Below are 16,507 nucleotides of genomic sequence, written 5' to 3'. Positions count from 1 at the left end.
GCCGGCGCAATGGAGTTCGGCTGACCCACTGTCGCCGGGCGGCTGCGAAGAGTCGGAGACGGTCACATGCTGGGACCAGAGTGATCGTTCGCGTTGTGGCGGGGCGGAAGAGTCGGTAGTTTCTGGCGAATGCTGAAGGGTCGGAAGCGGATGACGGCTGCGGTCGTCGCGTCCACGGGGGTCGTCGCGGCTGGTGCCGGGGCGGTGGCGTACGCGCAGCACGAGCCGGAGACCCGGACCGTCGAGACCGTCTCAAGTGTCGAGATCAGCACCGCGGACGCGACCGCGACGGAGCGCTACTGGACCCCGCAGCGGCTGGCCAAGGCCACGCCGGTGGCGGCCAAGGGAGGCGCGAGCGGGCAGGCGACCACGCTGGCCGCCAGGTCGAAGGCGTTCGGGGGCGTCCCGTCGATCGGCGCGCTGTTCTTCAACAACGGTCGCGGCGACCACTACTGCACCGCGAGCGTGGTCAAGAGCCACTCCAAGCGACTGCTGATGACGGCCGCGCACTGCATTCACGGCGGCAAGGGCGGACGGTACGCGACCAAGATCGCGTTCGTGCCGAAGTACGACCGCGGCAAGCGGCCGTACGGGACGTGGACGGCCAAGAGGCTCGTCGTCACGCAGCGCTGGATCCGGCACGGCGACCCCGACCTCGACTTCGGCATCATCGCCCTCAACCCGCGCGCCGGGAAGAAGATCGAGAACGTCGTGGGCGGCAACAGCCTCGCGATCAACAGGGGTGCCGGGCGCAAGGTGAACGTGGCCGGCTACCCGCGCATCGTCTGGGACCGCCGCGACCGGCCGATCTACTGCATCACCACGACGCGCAAGCACTCCCGCTTCCAGTTGCGGATGGACTGCTCCGGCTTCCACGGCGGCACGAGCGGCAGCCCCTGGCTGCTGAACTACAACACCCGCACCCGGACCGGCGCCATCAACGGAGTCATCGGCGGCCACCAGGGCGGCGGCAACGTCCACTACATCTCGTACTCGCCGTACTTCGACAAGGACGTCTACAATCTCCGCTCCTGGGCCGACAAGCGCGCCTGACCCTCGGCCCCTTCAAGGACGCGCCATCAACCCAGTGGTCACCTGAGGCCCACAGACGCCCGCCAGAACCCCACCTCAACGCCCCCGCGCGGCCGCAGAGGACGTTCACGCGGCTGCGGGACGCGGGACATACGCGAAAGCGCCGACGGATCGGTCCGTCGGCGCTCACGTTGTGGCTGGTGCCCCAGGCTGTTTGGCCGGAGGTGCTCGTCGCTCTGTCAGTTGTTGAGGTCGATGGGGTTTACGCCCTTCGGATGGAAGCCGAGAGTCTGGCCGTAGAAGGCGAGCTCCGACTCCAGGCAGGTGATGGTGGTCTCGGCGCGGCGGAAGCCATGGGATTCGCCCTCGAACGTCAGGTAGGCGTAAGGGGCCTTCTTGGCGGCCAAGGCGGCGGCGAAGCGTTCGGACTGGTCCGGCGGTACGACAGGGTCGTCCAGGCCCTGGAGGAGCAGCACGGGGCACGCTGTGCGGTCGGCGTGCCCGAGCGGTGAGCGCTCCTCGTACGCCCGCTCGTATCCGGGCAGGGGGCCGATGAGCCCAAAGAGATACTGCGACTCGAAATCGTGCGTGGACGAGACGAAGCTCTGCAGGTCGCTGATGCCGTAGTACGACGTCGCGGCCTTGAAGAGGTCGGTCTGGGTCACGGCGGCCAGGGTCGTCCAGCCGCCTGCGCTGCCCCCTCGGATGGCCAGGCGCGCAGGGTCCGCTATGCCGCCGTCGATGAGCGCCTGTGCGGCGGCAATGGCGTCCTCCACGTCCACGACGCCCCATTGACGCCGCAGACGTTCGCGGTAGGCGCGCCCATAGCCAGTCGAGCCACCGTAGTTGACATCGATGACGCCTATGCCGCGACTCGTGAAGAAGGCGCGTTCCAAGCTGAGCACTTTGGACGAACGAGAGGTCGGCCCGCCGTGCACGAAGACCACATACGGCGGAAGCTCGTTTTCGGGTGCCGCGGCGTCGGGGCTGGACGGCGGGTAGATGTGCGCGTGCACGGGCCGTCCGAACGGTCCCTCCAGTTGCTCGCTGCGCGGCTTCGGCAGATAGGCGGCATCCGGCACTTCGGCCAGCTCACGCCGCAGACCCTCCACCCGGCCCGTGGTGATGTCGATGCGGACGACCGAGGAGGGCACGGTGGCGCTGCCGGCGATGCCGACGATCGTGGTGCCCTGCGCCGAGAGCGCCGGCTGCCAGTCGTCGTACGGCAGCTCCAGGTCGATGAGCTCCAGCGTCTCCGGGTCGTAGATGCCCAGGCGCTGGTCGCCTTCGCCGTGCAGGACCGCCAGGCGCCCGTCCTCCAGCAGCGCGTACGGCATGCCGCCAAGCTGCCAGAGAGGCCCGGCGAACTCCTCCTCGGCCGGGTAGAGCGCCTGGGGCGACTCGCCGTACAGCCCCACCTGGTAGATGTTCCACCAGCCCGGCCAGTCGGAGATCACGTAAAGACTGCTGTCGTCCCGCCAGAGCGGCGCGACCACCGATTCCGTGAGACCGCCCTTGACCGTACGGGGCGCGACGGCCTTGCCCTCCTCGACGGCGGCGACGCGCACCTCGGTGCCGTCCCAGGGCATGCGCGGGTGGCTCCACTGCACCCAGGCGAGGTGACCGCCCGAGGGCGACGGCGCGGGGCTCGCGTAGAAGTGCGCGCCGCTGACCAGCTCCCGGATGGCACCCGCGTTGTCGGCGCCGCTCCCGTCGAGCGGCACGGCGACGATCGCGCGCCGGATCCCGTCCGGGGTATGGCCCTCGCAGACGCACCAGACCTCGGTCGCGTCCGGAGACAGGACGTAGTCGGCGTAGCGGAGCCCGCCCGGCAGCGCCGGCTCCGGCGTCAGCGGACGCGGCTTGGGATCACCCGGGTCGAGCCGGTGCAGCCGCTGATCCTCGTAATTGGAGAAGACGATCGCGTGACCGTTGCCGGTGCGGACCGGCAGGTATGACCGCCCGCCGTATTCGTGAACACGTGTCCGCGCGTCCCAGGGGGTCTGGAGCAGCTCGGTGCGGTGACCGCCCCGGAGATGGATGACCGTCGTTCGCCCGCCCTCCTCAGGTCGCGTCTCCTGCCACCACACATCGCTGTTGTGAACGGTGGGAAAACTCAGGCGCAGCCGGGCACGAGCGACATCGGCGGCGGAGATGGGGGAGGGCCAGGAGCCGTAGGGAAGGGTCACACGAGCGGTCATATGCGAATCGTCCCGCATACGGGGATCGGTTGGGCGATGAACGGGGACTTGAATTCGGAAAGATACACGCCGCTCATCAGGCGCCGACCGCCTCCGGGACGACGGCCCTCAGCAGGGACTTGATCTCGCGTACGGCGGCCCGTCCCGCCCGGTTCGCCCCGATCGTGCTCGCGGACGGCCCGTACCCCAGAAGGTGGATACGGGGATCATCCGCCACCCGCGTCCCGTCCATCCGGATGCCCCCGCCGGGCCCCCGCAACCGCAGCGGCGCCAGATGATCGAGAGCCGCCCGGAACCCGGTAGCCCACAGGATGACATCCACCCCCAGCCTGCTTCCGTCCGCCCACTCGACCCCCTCAGAAACGACCCGCTCGAACATGGGCCTGCGGTCCAAGACACCCCTCTCCCTCGCCGCCCGAACCTCCTCGGTCAAGAGCAACCCGGTCGCGCTCACCACACTCCCGGGCGGCAACCCCTGCCGCACCCGCTCCTCAACCCTCGCCACCGCCGCATGCCCGTCGAACGCCCCCTCCACCCAAACAGGCTCCCGCCGCGTCACCCATGTGGTCTCGGCCGCCAGCGGAGCGATCTCCATCAAGGCCTGCGTGCCCGAAGCGCCCCCGCCCACGACCAACACCCGCAACCCGGCGAACTCCTCAGGCCCCCGGTAGTCGACCGTATGCATGTGCCGCCCCCGGAAGCTCCCCATGCCCCGCTTGAACGGCCAGAACGGCCGATCCCACGTCCCCGTAGCGTTGATCAACGCCCGCGCCGCAAAAACGCCCTCAGAGCTCTCCACCAACAGCCGCCCACCGGCATCCCGCACCGCGGTCACATCAACAGGCCGCCGCACATCAAGCTCGAACTCCCGCTCATACCGCGCGAAGTACTCCGACACGACCTCCGACGCCGGCCGCTCCGGATCCCGATCCTCCAACGGCATCCCCGGCAGATCATGGATGTTGTGCGCCGCCCCCAAAGTCAACGAGGGCCACCGAAACTGCCAAGCCCCACCAGCCCGCGGAGCATGATCCAACATCACAAAATCCAGCCCCGCCCGCCGCAGAAAGTACCCGGCCGACAACCCAGCCTGTCCAGCCCCGACCACCACTACATCCACGTCAACCGTCACACCCACGCAAACCCCGCTTACCACCCCCAGATTCCCGGAGAGATGCGGACGACTTGCGCTGGTCCGCGATCCGTTGATCTGCGCATGAGACGTCTGGGAGACGCGGCGGAGGCGGCGCGACGACGGCGCAGAGACGCCTACCTGATGTGCTCCTTTCCCAAGAAATCGACTCGGAAAGGAGCTCGGAACATGAGTCGAACAATTGCTGGGCGAGGAGGGGTACGGAAACGGGCGGTCAGTCTCATCGGCGCTGGGGTCATTCTCTCGTCCCTCGTTGCCGCTCCGCCCGTCCAGGCCGAGTCGTCGCGCGCTCTCAGCGCGTCCCCCGTCGTCGCCTCTCAGACACAGGTAGCGCCAAAGCAGACGGTTCAGCGCCGGGCTTACTGGCGGAACGTCATGCGACAGGGCACCGGACCCAAGAAAAGGTGGTCCACGCGCGACTTCAAGGCCGGATCCAAGCAGGTCCGCGCCCTCGTAAGATGCTGGAGCGGCAACAAGGGCTTCACCCAAATCCTGCTGACCCACCTCAAGCGCACACGAGGCAAAAAGTGGGTGTATGGCAACTCCACCCCAATTCCGTGCAAGGGCCATTGGTTTCACGTGGTGTATTACGCCAAGGCCAATCCCAAAGAGAAGTACTACCTCAAGTTCTTCCTGAGCCGGTCGCGCAGCGCTGAGGTATTGGTACAGCGCTGGGCCTGATCCGCGCAGGCCACGAAACCGCACACAACAAGAGAAGGGGCGCCGCCGGTGATCCGGTGGCGCCCCTTCATGAAACAGGGTGGGTCAGCTCAGCCCCCCGGCGCCGACGCCGCCGGCCTCGCCGGTGGTCTGGCCGGTGACCGACATTCCGGGTGCGGGCGGTGCGCCGACACCGGTGCCCATCGTCTTCGCGGCGCTCTTGCGGCTGCGGCGGGAGCGGCGCTCCAGCCAGGTCGCCAGGTAGCCCAGCGCCATGTTGATGAGGATGAAGATGGCGGCAGTGATCACCAGGGCGGGAACGGCGTTCCCGAAGTTGGCCTTCATCTGGTAGAAGCCCTTATTCAGCAGCTCCTCGTACGCGATGATCGAGCCGAGCGCCGAGTCCTTCAGCAGGACCACGAGCTGGGAGATGATCGCCGGCATCATCGCGGTGGTGGCCTGCGGGACGAGGATCAGCCGCATGACGCCGTTCTTGCGGAGCCCGATCGCGTACGCGGCCTCCGACTGTCCCTTCGGGATCGACTGGATCCCCGCGCGGAACACCTCGGCGAGCACCGATCCGTTGTAGAGGGTCAGGCCGATGACCACCGCCATGAACGGGGTGATCTCGATGAACTCCCGGTTGAACGCGGTGGCGATGGTCGGCGGCCCGGAGAAGACGAAGAACATCAGGATGAGCAGCGGGATCGCGCGGAAGAACTCGACGACCGCTCCGGACGGAATCCTGACCCACCGGTGGTCGGACAACCGTCCCAGACCGAAGATCACGCCGAACAGCACTGCCAGCACCGAGCCCAGGGCGGCCGCGTAGAGCGTGCCGACCAGGCCGGGAAAGACGTACTCCGTCCAGGTCTCCGCCTCGAGGTAGGGATCCCAGAGCTTGCCGTCGAACTGGTCTTCCTTCTGGAGGCGCGCGAAGATCACGTAGGCGATCGCGAGCAGGATCAGGGTGCCGACGACGGCGATGATGTTGTTGCGCACCCGCGCGCGGGGGCCTGGGGCGTCGAAGAGGACCGACGGCTCGCTCTTCTTCGCCTTGCGCGGCTTGGCCGCCGGCTTGTCCAGGGTCGTGGTCATCGTGACACCGCCAGTCGCTTGGCCAGCCAGCCGAAGAAGAAGCCCATCGGCAGGGTGATGATCATAAAGCCGATCGCGAACGCCAAGAACATCGGGATGGTCGCGCCCTCTTCCTCGAACAGTTGCCGCATGATGTACGCCGACTCGACGTAGCTGGCGACGATCACCACGGTGGTGTTCTTCGTCATCGCGATGAAGATGCTGCCCAGCGGTGCGATGACCGACCGGAAGGCCTGCGGCAGGATGACCAGCCGGAGTGACTGGAAGAACGTCAGGCCGACCGCCCGGGCCGCCTCGGCCTGCCCCAGCGGGACGGTGTTGATCCCGGAGCGGAGGGCCTCGCAGATGAACGCGGCCGTGTAGGCGGCCAGCCCGAAGACCGCCAGCCAGTAGAAGTTGACCGTCGACTGCGTCGAGAGCGAGATGTGGAGCGTGTCGCTCAGGCCCAGTGCGCAGAACGCCAGGATGAGGGTCAGCGGCGTGTTGCGGAAGACGTTCACGTAGAGCGTTCCCGCGCCGCGGAAGATCCGGACGGGGGCCACCCGCATCCCGGCCAGGATGGTGCCCAGGATCAGGGACAGAATGCCGGTCGTCACCGTCAGGCGGATGACCGCCCAGAAGGCCTGGAGGATGTCGCCCATGTTGTCGAAGACCGGCGTGAAGTCAAAAAGTACGTCCATCGTGCTCCACCATCTCGAACCAGGGCCGGTGAACCCCTGAAGAGAGGCTCACCGGCCCGCTGGTCGAACCGTATGGGTCAGCTGTCGCAGCCCTCAGCCGGCGGCTGGTTGGCCTCGAACGGCAGTCCTGCCTTGCCGAACCACTTGTCCCACAGCTGCTTGGCCGTGCCGTCCTTGTACATGTCCGTGATGGCCTTGTTGACCGCCTCGCAGCCCTTCTTGTCGTTCTTCTTCAGGCCGACGCCGTACTTCTCGTCGGTGAACGGCGAGTTGACGACCTTCATGGTCGCGCCGCCGTCACGGGCGACGAAGCCCGCGAGGATGGTGGCGTCGGTCGAGACCGCGTCGAGCGAGTCGCCCTTGAGCTTGGTGATGCAGTCGTCGTAGCCCTGGGCCGGGACGGTCTCGGCGGCGACCTTGGTGTTGGTCTTGTTGGTGCCCTCGGTGATGTTCTTCCAGGAGTTGGAGCCCGCCACCGCGCAGAGCTTCTTGCCCTTCAGGGACGCCAGGTCCTTGATGGACGAGTCGTCCTTGCGGACCATGATGTCCTGGTGCGTGATGATGTACGGGCCCGCGAAGGTCACCTTGGGCTTGCGGGCTTCGGTGATCGAGTAGGTCGCGATGACCATGTCGACCGTGCCGTTCGCGAGGAAGGTCTCGCGGTTGGCCGACTTGGCTTCCTTGAACTCGACCGTCTTGCCCATCTTCTTGCCGATGTACTTGGCCACGTCGACATCGAAGCCCTCGACGCCGCTGCCGGACTTCAGCCCGAGCGCGGGCTGGTCGTACTTCACGCCAACGATCAGCTTGTCCTTGTCGGCGACCGAGTCGTCCTTCTTCTCGGCACAGCCGGACAGCGCCATCGAACCCGCGGCCAGTGCCGCCAGGGCCACCCCGTACTTGCTAACGCGCATCTCTGTGTCTACCTCTTCTTCCCTGACGGAGCCCCAGCGGCTCAGTGCGTGAGGATCTTGGAAAGGAAGTCCTTCGCGCGCTCGGTGCGCGCGTTGGTGAAGAACTCGTCGGGAGTGCTCTCCTCGACGATCTGGCCGTCCGCCATGAACACGACCTTCTGCGCGGCACGGCGGGCGAAGCCCATCTCGTGGGTGACCACGATCATGGTCATTCCATCGTGCGCCAGGCTCGTCATGACGTCGAGCACCTCCTTGACCATTTCGGGGTCAAGGGCGGAGGTGGGCTCGTCGAAGAGCATCACCTTGGGCTTCATGGCCAGCGCGCGGGCGATCGCGGCGCGCTGCTGCTGGCCGCCGGAGAGCTGGGCGGGATACTTCTGGGCCTGGTTGGCGATGCCGACCCGCTCCAGGAGCTCCATCGCGTTCTTCTCGGCCTCCTGCTTGCCCAGCTTGCGCACCTTGATCGGCCCCAGCGTGACGTTCTCGAGGATCGTCTTGTGGGCGAACAGGTTGAACGACTGGAACACCATGCCGACGTCCGCGCGGAGCCGGGCGAGGTCCTTGCCCTCCTCGGGCAGCTTCTTCCCGTCGACCATGATCGTGCCGTCGTCGATGGGCTCCAGGCGGTTGATCGACCGGCAGAGGGTCGACTTGCCGCCGCCCGACGGGCCGATCACGACGACGACCTCACCGCGGTGGATCGTGAGGTTGATGTTCTGGAGAACGTGCAATTCACCGAAGTGCTTGTTGACGTTCTCGAGCACGACGAGGGGGCCGCCGCCCGGGATGTCATCCTGGGCCCCGCTGTCGTCCTTGCTCAGCTCGGGCCCAACTCCGCTGTCCGTCATGGGCCCGGACTTTACGTCATCATTAGCAATGAACAACCCTCGGAGCGGTACCGATCCGATCACGAATCCCCACGTCGGCGGCACGTTGGGCGGCGACGGCGGGTATGGGCGGCGGCCATCCTGGTCACGGGCCTGCCTCATATGGTGACCACGTTGTTATCGCTCAGTGACCAATGATCACGCCGGGTGACAGTCGGTCAACTCATGATCGACATTGGCCCCCGGAGTCATGATCGTTTTGGTCGGTGACTCCTGATCAATTCGCGCGGGGACCCTGGCTTGGCGCGTACGCTTGGTCACTGTCATGAGTGCGCCTATGGAGACCGGCCCCCGCACGTACGAGATCCGTACCTACGGGTGCCAGATGAACGTCCACGACTCGGAGCGGCTGTCGGGCCTCCTCGAGAACGCCGGCTATGTCCGCGCCGAGGACTCAGAGCCCGATGTCGTCGTGTTCAACACCTGTGCCGTACGGGAGAACGCCGACAACCGTCTCTACGGAAACCTCGGCCACCTGCGGCCCGTCAAGGACGGCCACCCGGGCATGCAGATCGCGGTCGGCGGCTGCCTGGCGCAGAAGGACCGCGACACGATCGTCAAACGGGCGCCCTGGGTGGACGTGGTCTTCGGGACGCACAACATCGGCGCGCTGCCGGTGCTCCTGGAGCGTGCGCGCGTCCAGGAGGAGGCGCAGGTCGAGATCGAAGAGTCCCTGGTGACCTTCCCCTCGACGCTGCCGACCCGCCGCGAGTCGCCGTACGCCGCGTGGGTGTCGATCTCCGTCGGCTGCAACAACACCTGCACGTTCTGCATCGTGCCGTCGCTGCGCGGCAAGGAGAAGGACCGCCGGCCGGGCGAGATCCTGGCCGAGATCGAGGCCCTGGTCGCGGACGGCGTCCACGAGATCACCCTGCTCGGCCAGAACGTCAACGCCTACGGCTCGGGCTTCGGATCGCTCGCCACGGCGCCGGAGGAGGTCCGCGAGATGACCGCCGGCGGCCAGTCGGCGTTCGCCGGGCTGCTGCGTGCCTGCGGTGACATCGAGGGCCTCGAACGGGTGCGCTTCACCTCGCCGCACCCCAAGGACTTCACCGACGACGTGATCGCCGCCATGGCCGAGACGCCGAACGTGATGCCGTCGCTGCACATGCCCCTGCAGTCGGGTTCGGACCAGGTGCTCAAGGCCATGCGCCGCTCGTACCGCCAGGAGCGGTACCTCGGGATCATCGAGAAGGTCCGCGCCGCGATCCCGGAGGCGGCGATCACCACCGACATCATCGTGGGCTTCCCCGGGGAGACCGAGGAGGACTTCGAGCAGACCCTCCACGTCGTCCGTGAGGCGCGGTTCTCCTCGGCGTTCACGTTCCAGTACTCCAAGCGTCCCGGCACGCCGGCCGCCACCATGGACGGCCAGATCCCCAAGGAGATCGTGCAGGAGCGGTACGAGCGGCTGGTCGCCCTCCAGGAGGAGATCTCCTGGGCCGAGAACAAGAAGCAGCTCGGCCGCACCCTGGAGGTGCTGGTCTCCGAGGGCGAGGGCCGCAAGGACGGCGCCACGCGGCGGCTGTCCGGACGTGCGCCCGACAACCGGCTGGTGCACTTCCAGGCCCCGGACGAGCCCGTGCGGCCGGGCGACATGGTCACGGTCGAGGTGACGTACGCGGCGCCGCATCACCTGGTGGCCGACAAGCCCGCGCAGTCCATCCGCCGCACCCGCGCCGGTGACGCGTGGGAGGCCCGCCAGGGTCGTCCCAAGGGCGTCACCCTGGGCATGCCGTCCATCGGCCGTCCGGCTTCGATCCCGCAGGCCGCACCCGCCTGCTCCGCCCATCCTTAGGTTGCCGCTCGCACGGCGCGGCGCGTCTCGCGCCGCCACAACGCCGCCGCGCGACCGCCGGGAACCGGGCGATCCGCGGCGGCCGGGCGGCCCGCGAGGCTGTCCTGGTCAGGGCTGTCCTGGTCAGGTCGTGGGCGGAGTACCGGTGCCCTTGGACGGCGGAGTACCGGTGTCGTTCGGCCTCGACCTGTCGATGTACTCCGAGGCCTTCTCCTGGCCCATGTCGATCTTGTCGGCGTACTTGCCGCCGGTCTTCTTGTCGGCCATGTCGCCGGCCTTGCCGACCGCATCCTTGGCCTTGTCGCCGTGGCCGCCGAGCATTTCCCTCACCTTGTCGACGATGGACATGTGCTTCCCCCCGATCCCTCGTCCCATGGCGTCGTCCGGCTCCCGTACGACGCCCGTACCCCCGGACCCTTACCCATATCGTTGCCAGAATTAAGCCTGTGACCTCACCAAACGTCATCGCCGTCGTAGGGCCGACCGCCGCCGGCAAGTCGGATCTCGCCGTGGACCTCGCGCTGCGCCTGGGCGCCGAGGCGGTCAACGCCGACTCGATGCAGTTCTACCGGGGCATGGACATCGGCACCGCGAAGCTCACCCCGGCCGAGATGCGCGGCGTTCCGCACCATCTGATCGACCTCTGGGACGTGACGGTGACCGCCAGCGTCGCCGAGTTCCAGCGGCTCAGCGCCGAGGTGATCGAGGAGATTCACGGACGCGGCCGTATCCCCGTGCTGGTCGGAGGTTCCGGGCTGTACGTGCGCGCCGCGCTCGATCATCTGGAGTTCCCGGGCACGGATCCGGCCGTACGGGCGCGGCTGGAGGAGGAGCTGGCCGCGGTGGGCTCCGGCGTTCTGCACGAACGGCTGCGCGGCAGCGACCCCAAGGCCGCGGAGGCGATCCTGCCGAGCAACGGGAGGCGCATCGTCCGCGCGCTGGAGGTCATCGAGATCACGGGACGACCGTTCACCGCCACCATGCCCGAACACCGCTACCGGTACGACGCCGTGCAGATCGGACTCACCGTGCCGCGCCCCGAGTTGGACGAACGCATCGCGCTGCGCGTGGCGCGGATGTGGGAGGCCGGGCTGGTGGACGAGGTGCGCAAGCTTGAGCGAGAGGGGCTCCGGGAGGGCCTGACGGCCGGGCGGGCCCTCGGATATGCCCAGGTGTTGCGGTTCTTGGCGGGGGAGTGGACGGAGGAGCAGGCCAAGGAGGAGACGGTCCGGGCCACGAAGCGCTTCGCACGGCGCCAGGAGTCGTGGTTCAGACGCGATCCGCGGGTCCACTGGCTGCCGTACGACGCGCCCGACCTCCTTGATCGGGCCTTGGCCCTGACACGACCCGCGACCTGAGCCAATACGATCGAGACATGCGTTTCATCAAGGGCCACGGGACCGAGAACGACTTCGTGATCTTGCCGGATTCCGACGGCGGGCTCGAACTGACCCCGGGGATCGTCGCCCGCCTCTGCGACCGGCGCGCCGGCATCGGGGCGGACGGGGTGTTGCGCGTCGTACGGACGAAGGCCGCCGGTGACCCTGCCGCAGAGGCCCTGGCCGGAGACGCCGAGTGGTTCTTGGACTACTGGAACGCCGACGGCGGCATCGCGGAGATGTGCGGCAACGGCGTGCGCGTGTTCGCCCGGTATCTGGTCGACGCGGGCCTCGCGGCGCCGGGCGAGTGGAATCTGGCCACCCGCGCCGGACTGCGCCGCGTCACGGTGGGCGTCAGCGGCGACGTGAGCGTGGACATGGGGCCGCCCGTCTACCAGGGCGCCGGCGAAGCCGCCGTAGGCGGACGCCCGTACGCGGGGGAACGCGTCTCGATGGGCAACCCGCATTTGGCCTGCCGCATCGACGAGCCGGTCGCCACACTCGACCTGACGCGCGCACCGGACTTCGACTCTGAGGCCTTCCCAGAAGGGGTCAACGTCGAATTCTTCCGGCCGGTGGGGGACAACCACCTGGAGATGCGGGTGTACGAACGTGGTTCGGGCGAGACCCGTTCCTGCGGCACCGGCACGGTGGCCGTCGCAGCGGCTGCGGCTCTCGGCTCCGCCCAGGCAGGTGACAGGCTCCCGCAGGGGGAGTGGACCGTCGACGTCCTGGGCGGCCGCCTCACCGTCACCTTCGACGGGCAGACCAGCCACCTCAAGGGCCCGGCCGTCCTGGTCGCCGAGGGCGAGATCCGCCGAGACTGGCTCACAGCCTCCTGACTCGCGCTCAGCCACGCGGCTCCGGCGCCCGCGTCCCGCTCCATGGCAGGCGCCGGATACGCGACGGACGAGTCAGCTCGGGTCGAAGCGTTCGATGAAGGGCTTCACACCGGTGCCTTGAACTCCGACCGCCCAGATCGAACGGGTGCCCGGGATGGCGACCATGTCCTGCGCTTCCACGAAGCCAATGCTCGTGTCGCGCATGGGCCCGAGCACCCTGGCCCATTCCGTTCCGTCCCAGTGCAGGTAACCGGTCCGGCCGCTTCCGACGCCCTCGCCAAGCGCGGGGAGCCATACGCCGCCGTTCCGGTCGGAGACGAGCGAGCCCCCGTACGGCATGGGGAACATCCCGTAGCGGGGAACGTCCGTCACCTTCGTCCACACATCACCGTCCAGCCGGAAGAGTTGCTGCAGGCTCGACCCTCCGCCGACGTACGCCCAGACCTCCTTGCGCGATACCGGAAGGATGTCCATCGAGCCCCAGGAGGGGACGGTCGAGCCGGGCATGCTGTGCCTGGACCAGGTCCTCCCATCCCAGTGGAAGGTGAACGATCCGCCGCTCGATTGGCGATCCGCCGCTCCTACCCACACGTCCCGAGGCGAACGTACGGCGATGGTCATCAGCTCCGAGCCTTCCGGCAGTGGGGGAGACGTCTTGCGCACCCAGGCACCGCGTTCGAACCGCAGCACGGAGGACTGGCCGGCCGCGCGGCCTTCGGAGAGGACGGCCCACGCGGTGCCGCCCGGCTCGGCGTCGACCGCCGGAGGCAATGAGATGCCCCCGGTGCCGGTCCTGGGAAGCGGCGCCTCCCGCCATCGGAACCCGTTCCAGTACAGCCCGGTCGGAAGCTGATCGCGGAGCGTCAGCCCCATGACCCAGGCGGCGTGGGGGCCTGCCGCGGCCATGTCCATGTACCAGCTCCACTGGATCGGTGGAACGTCCTTGTGGAGCCATTCCCGGCCGTTCCAGTGGAGTGCGGTCGTGACTTCCTTCTCTTGCCACGAGTGCTGCCCGATGGCGAACGCGTGGTGCGGTGTGGGTGCCGCTACGCCGAACAGTTGCGGGGGTGTGTCGACGGGGATCGGCACGTCGTTCCACTGGCCCGTGGGCGGCACCGCGCGAGCCGCGGCAGAGGCGGATGCGGCCCCGCCCAGCGCGGAGCCGGCTCCGGCCGCCAGGGCGAGTGTGATGGCGCGACGTCGAGTGATGGGGTCGGCGAGCGAGGGCACGATGTGTTGTTCGGACACGATGCCTCCTAGGTGCGTGGGGAGGACGACCAAGCCGCAGACAACTATGCCACCGTTTGCTGGCATAGTCTGCGGCTACTGCGGCATTTGTCGCCAACTGAGGAAGCTGATCGGTATTTATAGAGACCAGAGGGGTTGTGCATGTTCGTCCCGGAACGACCGGGACAGATGTCCCTCACTGGCGGGACCCTGCGGGGCTTAACTTCGTTCCTGCACACCTCCTGGTGGAAAGGCCCGCACGGGTCCGGGATGGGAGCCCCGGCACCGGAGCGGAGCCCGAGGGCCGGTGGCGACCTTCTTGGCGGGGGGCGGTCACCGGCCCTCATGCATGGGGGGTGCGTCCTCTTCCGCCGTGGTCCCGCTTCCGCTGTTACCCCTGCGGGATCACGGCGGTAAAGGATCCTCCGCGACCCGAATGCATCTCCACACTGCTGTGGTGCCCCTGGCGTGGGCTACGGCGGGATGGGGAGGCGGGCGCTGACCACGGTGCCGCCGTTGGGGGCGGGGGCCACTGAGCAGGAGCCGCCCAGTTCAGCGGCGCGTTCGCGCATGGAGGACATGCCGATGCCGGAACGGACGTCCGACGGCAGGCCCACCCCGTCGTCTCCGACGGTGACGTGGAGGTCGCCGTTCATGTTGAGATGCACGACGGCGGCGCGGGCCTTGGCGTGCCTGTGCACGTTGGTGAGGGCCTCTTGGACGATGCGGTACGCGGCGACCTCGGCGGCGGCGGGGAGGCTGGACAGGTCGCCTTCGACATGGACGTCGACGCGTGGGCCGTCCTCAGTGGAGACAACTCCGCCCAGTGCCCGGATGGCTCCTGCCAGGCCGAGGTCGTCCAGCGCAGGTGGGCGTAGGTCGTAGACGAGGTCGCGGATGTCGCCGATCGTCCGGCCCATGGTGGAACGCAGGTCTTCGAGCAGCGCGTCCACGGCTTCGGGGTCGCGCTTGAGCGTGATGCGTGCGGCGTCCACGGTCATCGCCAGGCTGGCCAGCGTCGGCCCCAGGCCGTCGTGCAGGTCGCGGCGCAGGCGGCGGCGTTCCTCTTCGCGGGTGCGCAGGATGCGTTCACGGGAGCGCTGCACGTCGGCGGCCAGCCGCGCCGCGTTGGCCAGCTCGGCGAGGTTGCAGGCCAGGATCGAGGCGAGGCGGAGATCGGGCGTGCGGCGGCGGGAGAAGATCAGGCGGCCGACGGGCTCGCCGTGCCAGATGAGCGGGATCACCTCGGGGCGCTCTTCCATCTTGCCGCTGTCGGCGGTGACCGCGCGGCCGTCCCGGTCGAGGACCTCGATGATCACGCCGTTCGCGCGCAGCGCCTCCCGGACGGCCTCGGCGGCCACGGCCAGCGCGGCGGCGGGATCGGAGGCGGCCTGGAGGCGCCGGTTGATCCCGTCGGCGAGCCGGTACGGGTCGCGTTCGCCGTGCAGGAGGCGGTCGACCGCGCGCTGGAGCCGCCGTCGCGCGGGCTCGAAGACCGCGCCCGCCGCGATCGCGCCGGCGAGCCCGGCCAGCGAGCCCCGGTCGGCGACGAGCAGGCTGGTGGCCCCGACCAGCGCGAAGTAGACGCCGGTGATCACGATGACGAGCCCGGCGTACACCAGGGTGCGGTTGATGACGACGTCGATGTCGTACAGCCGGTAGCGGGTGATGGCGATCGCGATGCAGATCGGGACCGCCGCGATCGTGGTGTTGCGGATCGGGTCGCCGATCGGGGTGACCTCGCCGACCCAGATGATCGCCTGCCCGAGGACGCCCGGGTAGATGACCCAGCCGATCTGCCGCTTCACGTCGGGCGGCGACTTCACGAACCGGACGACCATCGACACCATGCTCAGCAGGAGCGTGCCAACGATCGCCGTGCTGATGGGCCACGGGACGTCCTGGAGCGGATAGACCGAGACGCCGTGGTGGAAGCTCCGCACGTCGGGGTCGATCGTGAGATGCACGGAGACGATCAGTGGAATCGCGCAGGCGAGCGCCAGCACCGGCCGGAAGTGGCGGGAGACCAGCCGCCCGTCCGGGAAGATCAGGGGCAGTACGAGGGTGAGGATGAACGTGTCGACCGCCCACAGCCAGTGGCTCAGCCAGAGGAAGAGCCCGGCCCCGATCCGGTCGTGCTCGTCGAGCCAGGGCCCGAGGTTGAGGGACAGCACGTACACCGACGCGCTGAACCCCGCCGCGAGCATCACCCAGCCCACCCGGAGTCCGGGGCGATGCCGCAGCAGGAACGCGGCGACGGGCGTCCAGAAGAGGGCGATCACGATCTCCGGATGCCACCAGACCATCCGCCGGCGCTCGGGGACGTCCAGGCCGAGCAGCAGTGAGGCGAACACGAGCAGTACCGCGGTCAGGGCGAGCCAAAGCGCACCCCGGGCGCCGGCCCGCTCGCTGTGCCTCACCGTGAGCATCCACGCTCCCCGAGTCAAAAAGTAATGGAATGGTAAAGCTTCCGGGTCATGTCCTGTGGGCGCAGGGGCGGCCGCCTCAGGACAGCGGGACTGCTCGGTAAGGAGACTTGCCTCGTCACCCGCGTGTAACCGGGGTCGCGCGGGCGCTGCAAAAAAAGGGGGAGTTCGTCATGCGCGGGGTGCTCGTACGTAGGTTGGGCAGCGTCC

At 68.3% G+C, this 16,507-nt stretch carries 14 protein-coding genes; 5 read left to right on the top strand and 9 right to left on the bottom strand.

Annotation, left to right across the window (positions count from 1 at the left end):
- Positions 1–129 precede the first annotated feature (129 nt).
- Entirely contained in the window at positions 130–1,053 is a 924-nt protein-coding gene (locus F8566_RS27260) for a trypsin-like serine peptidase (RefSeq protein WP_151564606.1), read from the top strand.
- A 218-nt stretch (positions 1,054–1,271) separates the two neighbouring features.
- Here the strand turns inward: F8566_RS27260 and F8566_RS27255 are convergent, their stop codons facing one another.
- Both F8566_RS27255 and F8566_RS51525 read right to left on the bottom strand, forming a co-directional pair.
- A complete protein-coding gene (locus tag F8566_RS27255; RefSeq protein ID WP_151564603.1) occupies positions 1,272–3,233 on the bottom strand; it encodes a dipeptidyl-peptidase 5 in 1,962 nt (653 codons plus the stop codon).
- 76 nt (positions 3,234–3,309) lie between these two features.
- Positions 3,310–4,353, bottom strand: coding sequence for an NAD(P)-binding domain-containing protein (locus tag F8566_RS51525; protein ID WP_404800350.1), 1,044 nt, complete (start codon positions 4,351–4,353; stop codon positions 3,310–3,312).
- Between the two features lie 408 nt (positions 4,354–4,761).
- On the opposite strand from F8566_RS51525, the gene F8566_RS51520 reads away from it, so the two are divergent.
- Positions 4,762–5,067, top strand: a complete 306-nt coding sequence (locus F8566_RS51520; RefSeq protein ID WP_151564599.1) for a hypothetical protein — start codon at positions 4,762–4,764, stop codon at positions 5,065–5,067.
- An 84-nt stretch (positions 5,068–5,151) separates the two neighbouring features.
- On the opposite strand, the gene F8566_RS27240 is transcribed toward F8566_RS51520, so the two are convergent.
- From F8566_RS27240 to F8566_RS27225, 4 genes are all read right to left on the bottom strand, one after another.
- Entirely contained in the window at positions 5,152–6,144 is a 993-nt protein-coding gene (locus F8566_RS27240) for an amino acid ABC transporter permease (protein ID WP_151564598.1), read from the bottom strand.
- Complete coding sequence (locus F8566_RS27235) at positions 6,141–6,824, bottom strand: amino acid ABC transporter permease (RefSeq protein WP_151564596.1); 684 nt, start codon at positions 6,822–6,824, stop codon at positions 6,141–6,143. The genes F8566_RS27240 and F8566_RS27235 overlap by 4 nt, the downstream gene beginning before the upstream one ends.
- Before the next feature lie 77 nt (positions 6,825–6,901).
- Entirely contained in the window at positions 6,902–7,738 is an 837-nt protein-coding gene (locus F8566_RS27230; protein WP_151564594.1) for a glutamate ABC transporter substrate-binding protein, read from the bottom strand.
- A gap of 41 nt (positions 7,739–7,779) precedes the next feature.
- Positions 7,780–8,502, bottom strand: coding sequence for an amino acid ABC transporter ATP-binding protein (locus F8566_RS27225; RefSeq protein WP_225993584.1), 723 nt, complete (start codon positions 8,500–8,502; stop codon positions 7,780–7,782).
- 388 nt (positions 8,503–8,890) lie between these two features.
- On the opposite strand from F8566_RS27225, the gene miaB reads away from it, so the two are divergent.
- The gene (miaB, locus tag F8566_RS27220) at positions 8,891–10,423 is read left to right on the top strand and encodes a tRNA (N6-isopentenyl adenosine(37)-C2)-methylthiotransferase MiaB (RefSeq protein WP_151564590.1); all 1,533 of its coding nucleotides are present in this window, start codon (positions 8,891–8,893) and stop codon (positions 10,421–10,423) included.
- Between the two features lie 123 nt (positions 10,424–10,546).
- Here the strand turns inward: miaB and F8566_RS27215 are convergent, their stop codons facing one another.
- On the bottom strand, positions 10,547–10,771 hold the full coding sequence (locus F8566_RS27215) for an antitoxin (protein ID WP_151564589.1): 225 nt from the start codon (positions 10,769–10,771) through the stop codon (positions 10,547–10,549).
- Positions 10,772–10,869: 98 nt separating this feature from the next.
- Between F8566_RS27215 and miaA the strand changes: the two genes are divergently transcribed.
- Positions 10,870–11,781: a tRNA (adenosine(37)-N6)-dimethylallyltransferase MiaA gene (gene miaA / locus F8566_RS27210; protein WP_192809878.1), complete on the top strand. Its 912-nt coding sequence runs from the start codon at positions 10,870–10,872 to the stop codon at positions 11,779–11,781.
- 17 nt (positions 11,782–11,798) lie between these two features.
- Positions 11,799–12,644, top strand: coding sequence for a diaminopimelate epimerase (gene dapF / locus F8566_RS27205; protein WP_151564587.1), 846 nt, complete (start codon positions 11,799–11,801; stop codon positions 12,642–12,644).
- A gap of 72 nt (positions 12,645–12,716) precedes the next feature.
- On the opposite strand, the gene F8566_RS27200 is transcribed toward dapF, so the two are convergent.
- Positions 12,717–13,892, bottom strand: coding sequence for a hypothetical protein (locus F8566_RS27200; protein WP_151564586.1), 1,176 nt, complete (start codon positions 13,890–13,892; stop codon positions 12,717–12,719).
- 452 nt (positions 13,893–14,344) lie between these two features.
- Entirely contained in the window at positions 14,345–16,300 is a 1,956-nt protein-coding gene (locus tag F8566_RS27195; protein WP_151564584.1) for a sensor histidine kinase, read from the bottom strand.
- Positions 16,301–16,507 lie beyond the last annotated feature (207 nt).

The sequence above is a fragment of the Actinomadura rudentiformis genome, assembly GCF_008923185.1.
Lineage (GTDB): Bacteria > Actinomycetota > Actinomycetes > Streptosporangiales > Streptosporangiaceae > Spirillospora > Spirillospora rudentiformis.
This window is presented reverse-complemented; position numbering and strand designations above follow the sequence as displayed.

Bases quoted from the DNA above. Each gene is read 5' to 3' on its own strand.
- dapF (WP_151564587.1), top strand. From the start codon at position 11,799: ATGCGTTTCATCAAGGGCCACGGGACCGAGAACGACTTCGTGATCTTG.
- F8566_RS51520 (WP_151564599.1), top strand. From the start codon at position 4,762: ATGCGACAGGGCACCGGACCCAAGAAAAGGTGGTCCACGCGCGACTTC.
- F8566_RS27215 (WP_151564589.1), bottom strand. From the start codon at position 10,771: ATGTCCATCGTCGACAAGGTGAGGGAAATGCTCGGCGGCCACGGCGAC.
- miaB (WP_151564590.1), top strand. From the start codon at position 8,891: ATGAGTGCGCCTATGGAGACCGGCCCCCGCACGTACGAGATCCGTACC.
- F8566_RS27235 (WP_151564596.1), bottom strand. From the start codon at position 6,824: ATGGACGTACTTTTTGACTTCACGCCGGTCTTCGACAACATGGGCGAC.
- F8566_RS27260 (WP_151564606.1), top strand. From the start codon at position 130: ATGCTGAAGGGTCGGAAGCGGATGACGGCTGCGGTCGTCGCGTCCACG.
- F8566_RS27195 (WP_151564584.1), bottom strand. From the start codon at position 16,300: ATGCTCACGGTGAGGCACAGCGAGCGGGCCGGCGCCCGGGGTGCGCTT.
- F8566_RS27240 (WP_151564598.1), bottom strand. From the start codon at position 6,144: ATGACCACGACCCTGGACAAGCCGGCGGCCAAGCCGCGCAAGGCGAAG.
- F8566_RS27255 (WP_151564603.1), bottom strand. From the start codon at position 3,233: ATGACCGCTCGTGTGACCCTTCCCTACGGCTCCTGGCCCTCCCCCATC.
- F8566_RS27230 (WP_151564594.1), bottom strand. From the start codon at position 7,738: ATGCGCGTTAGCAAGTACGGGGTGGCCCTGGCGGCACTGGCCGCGGGT.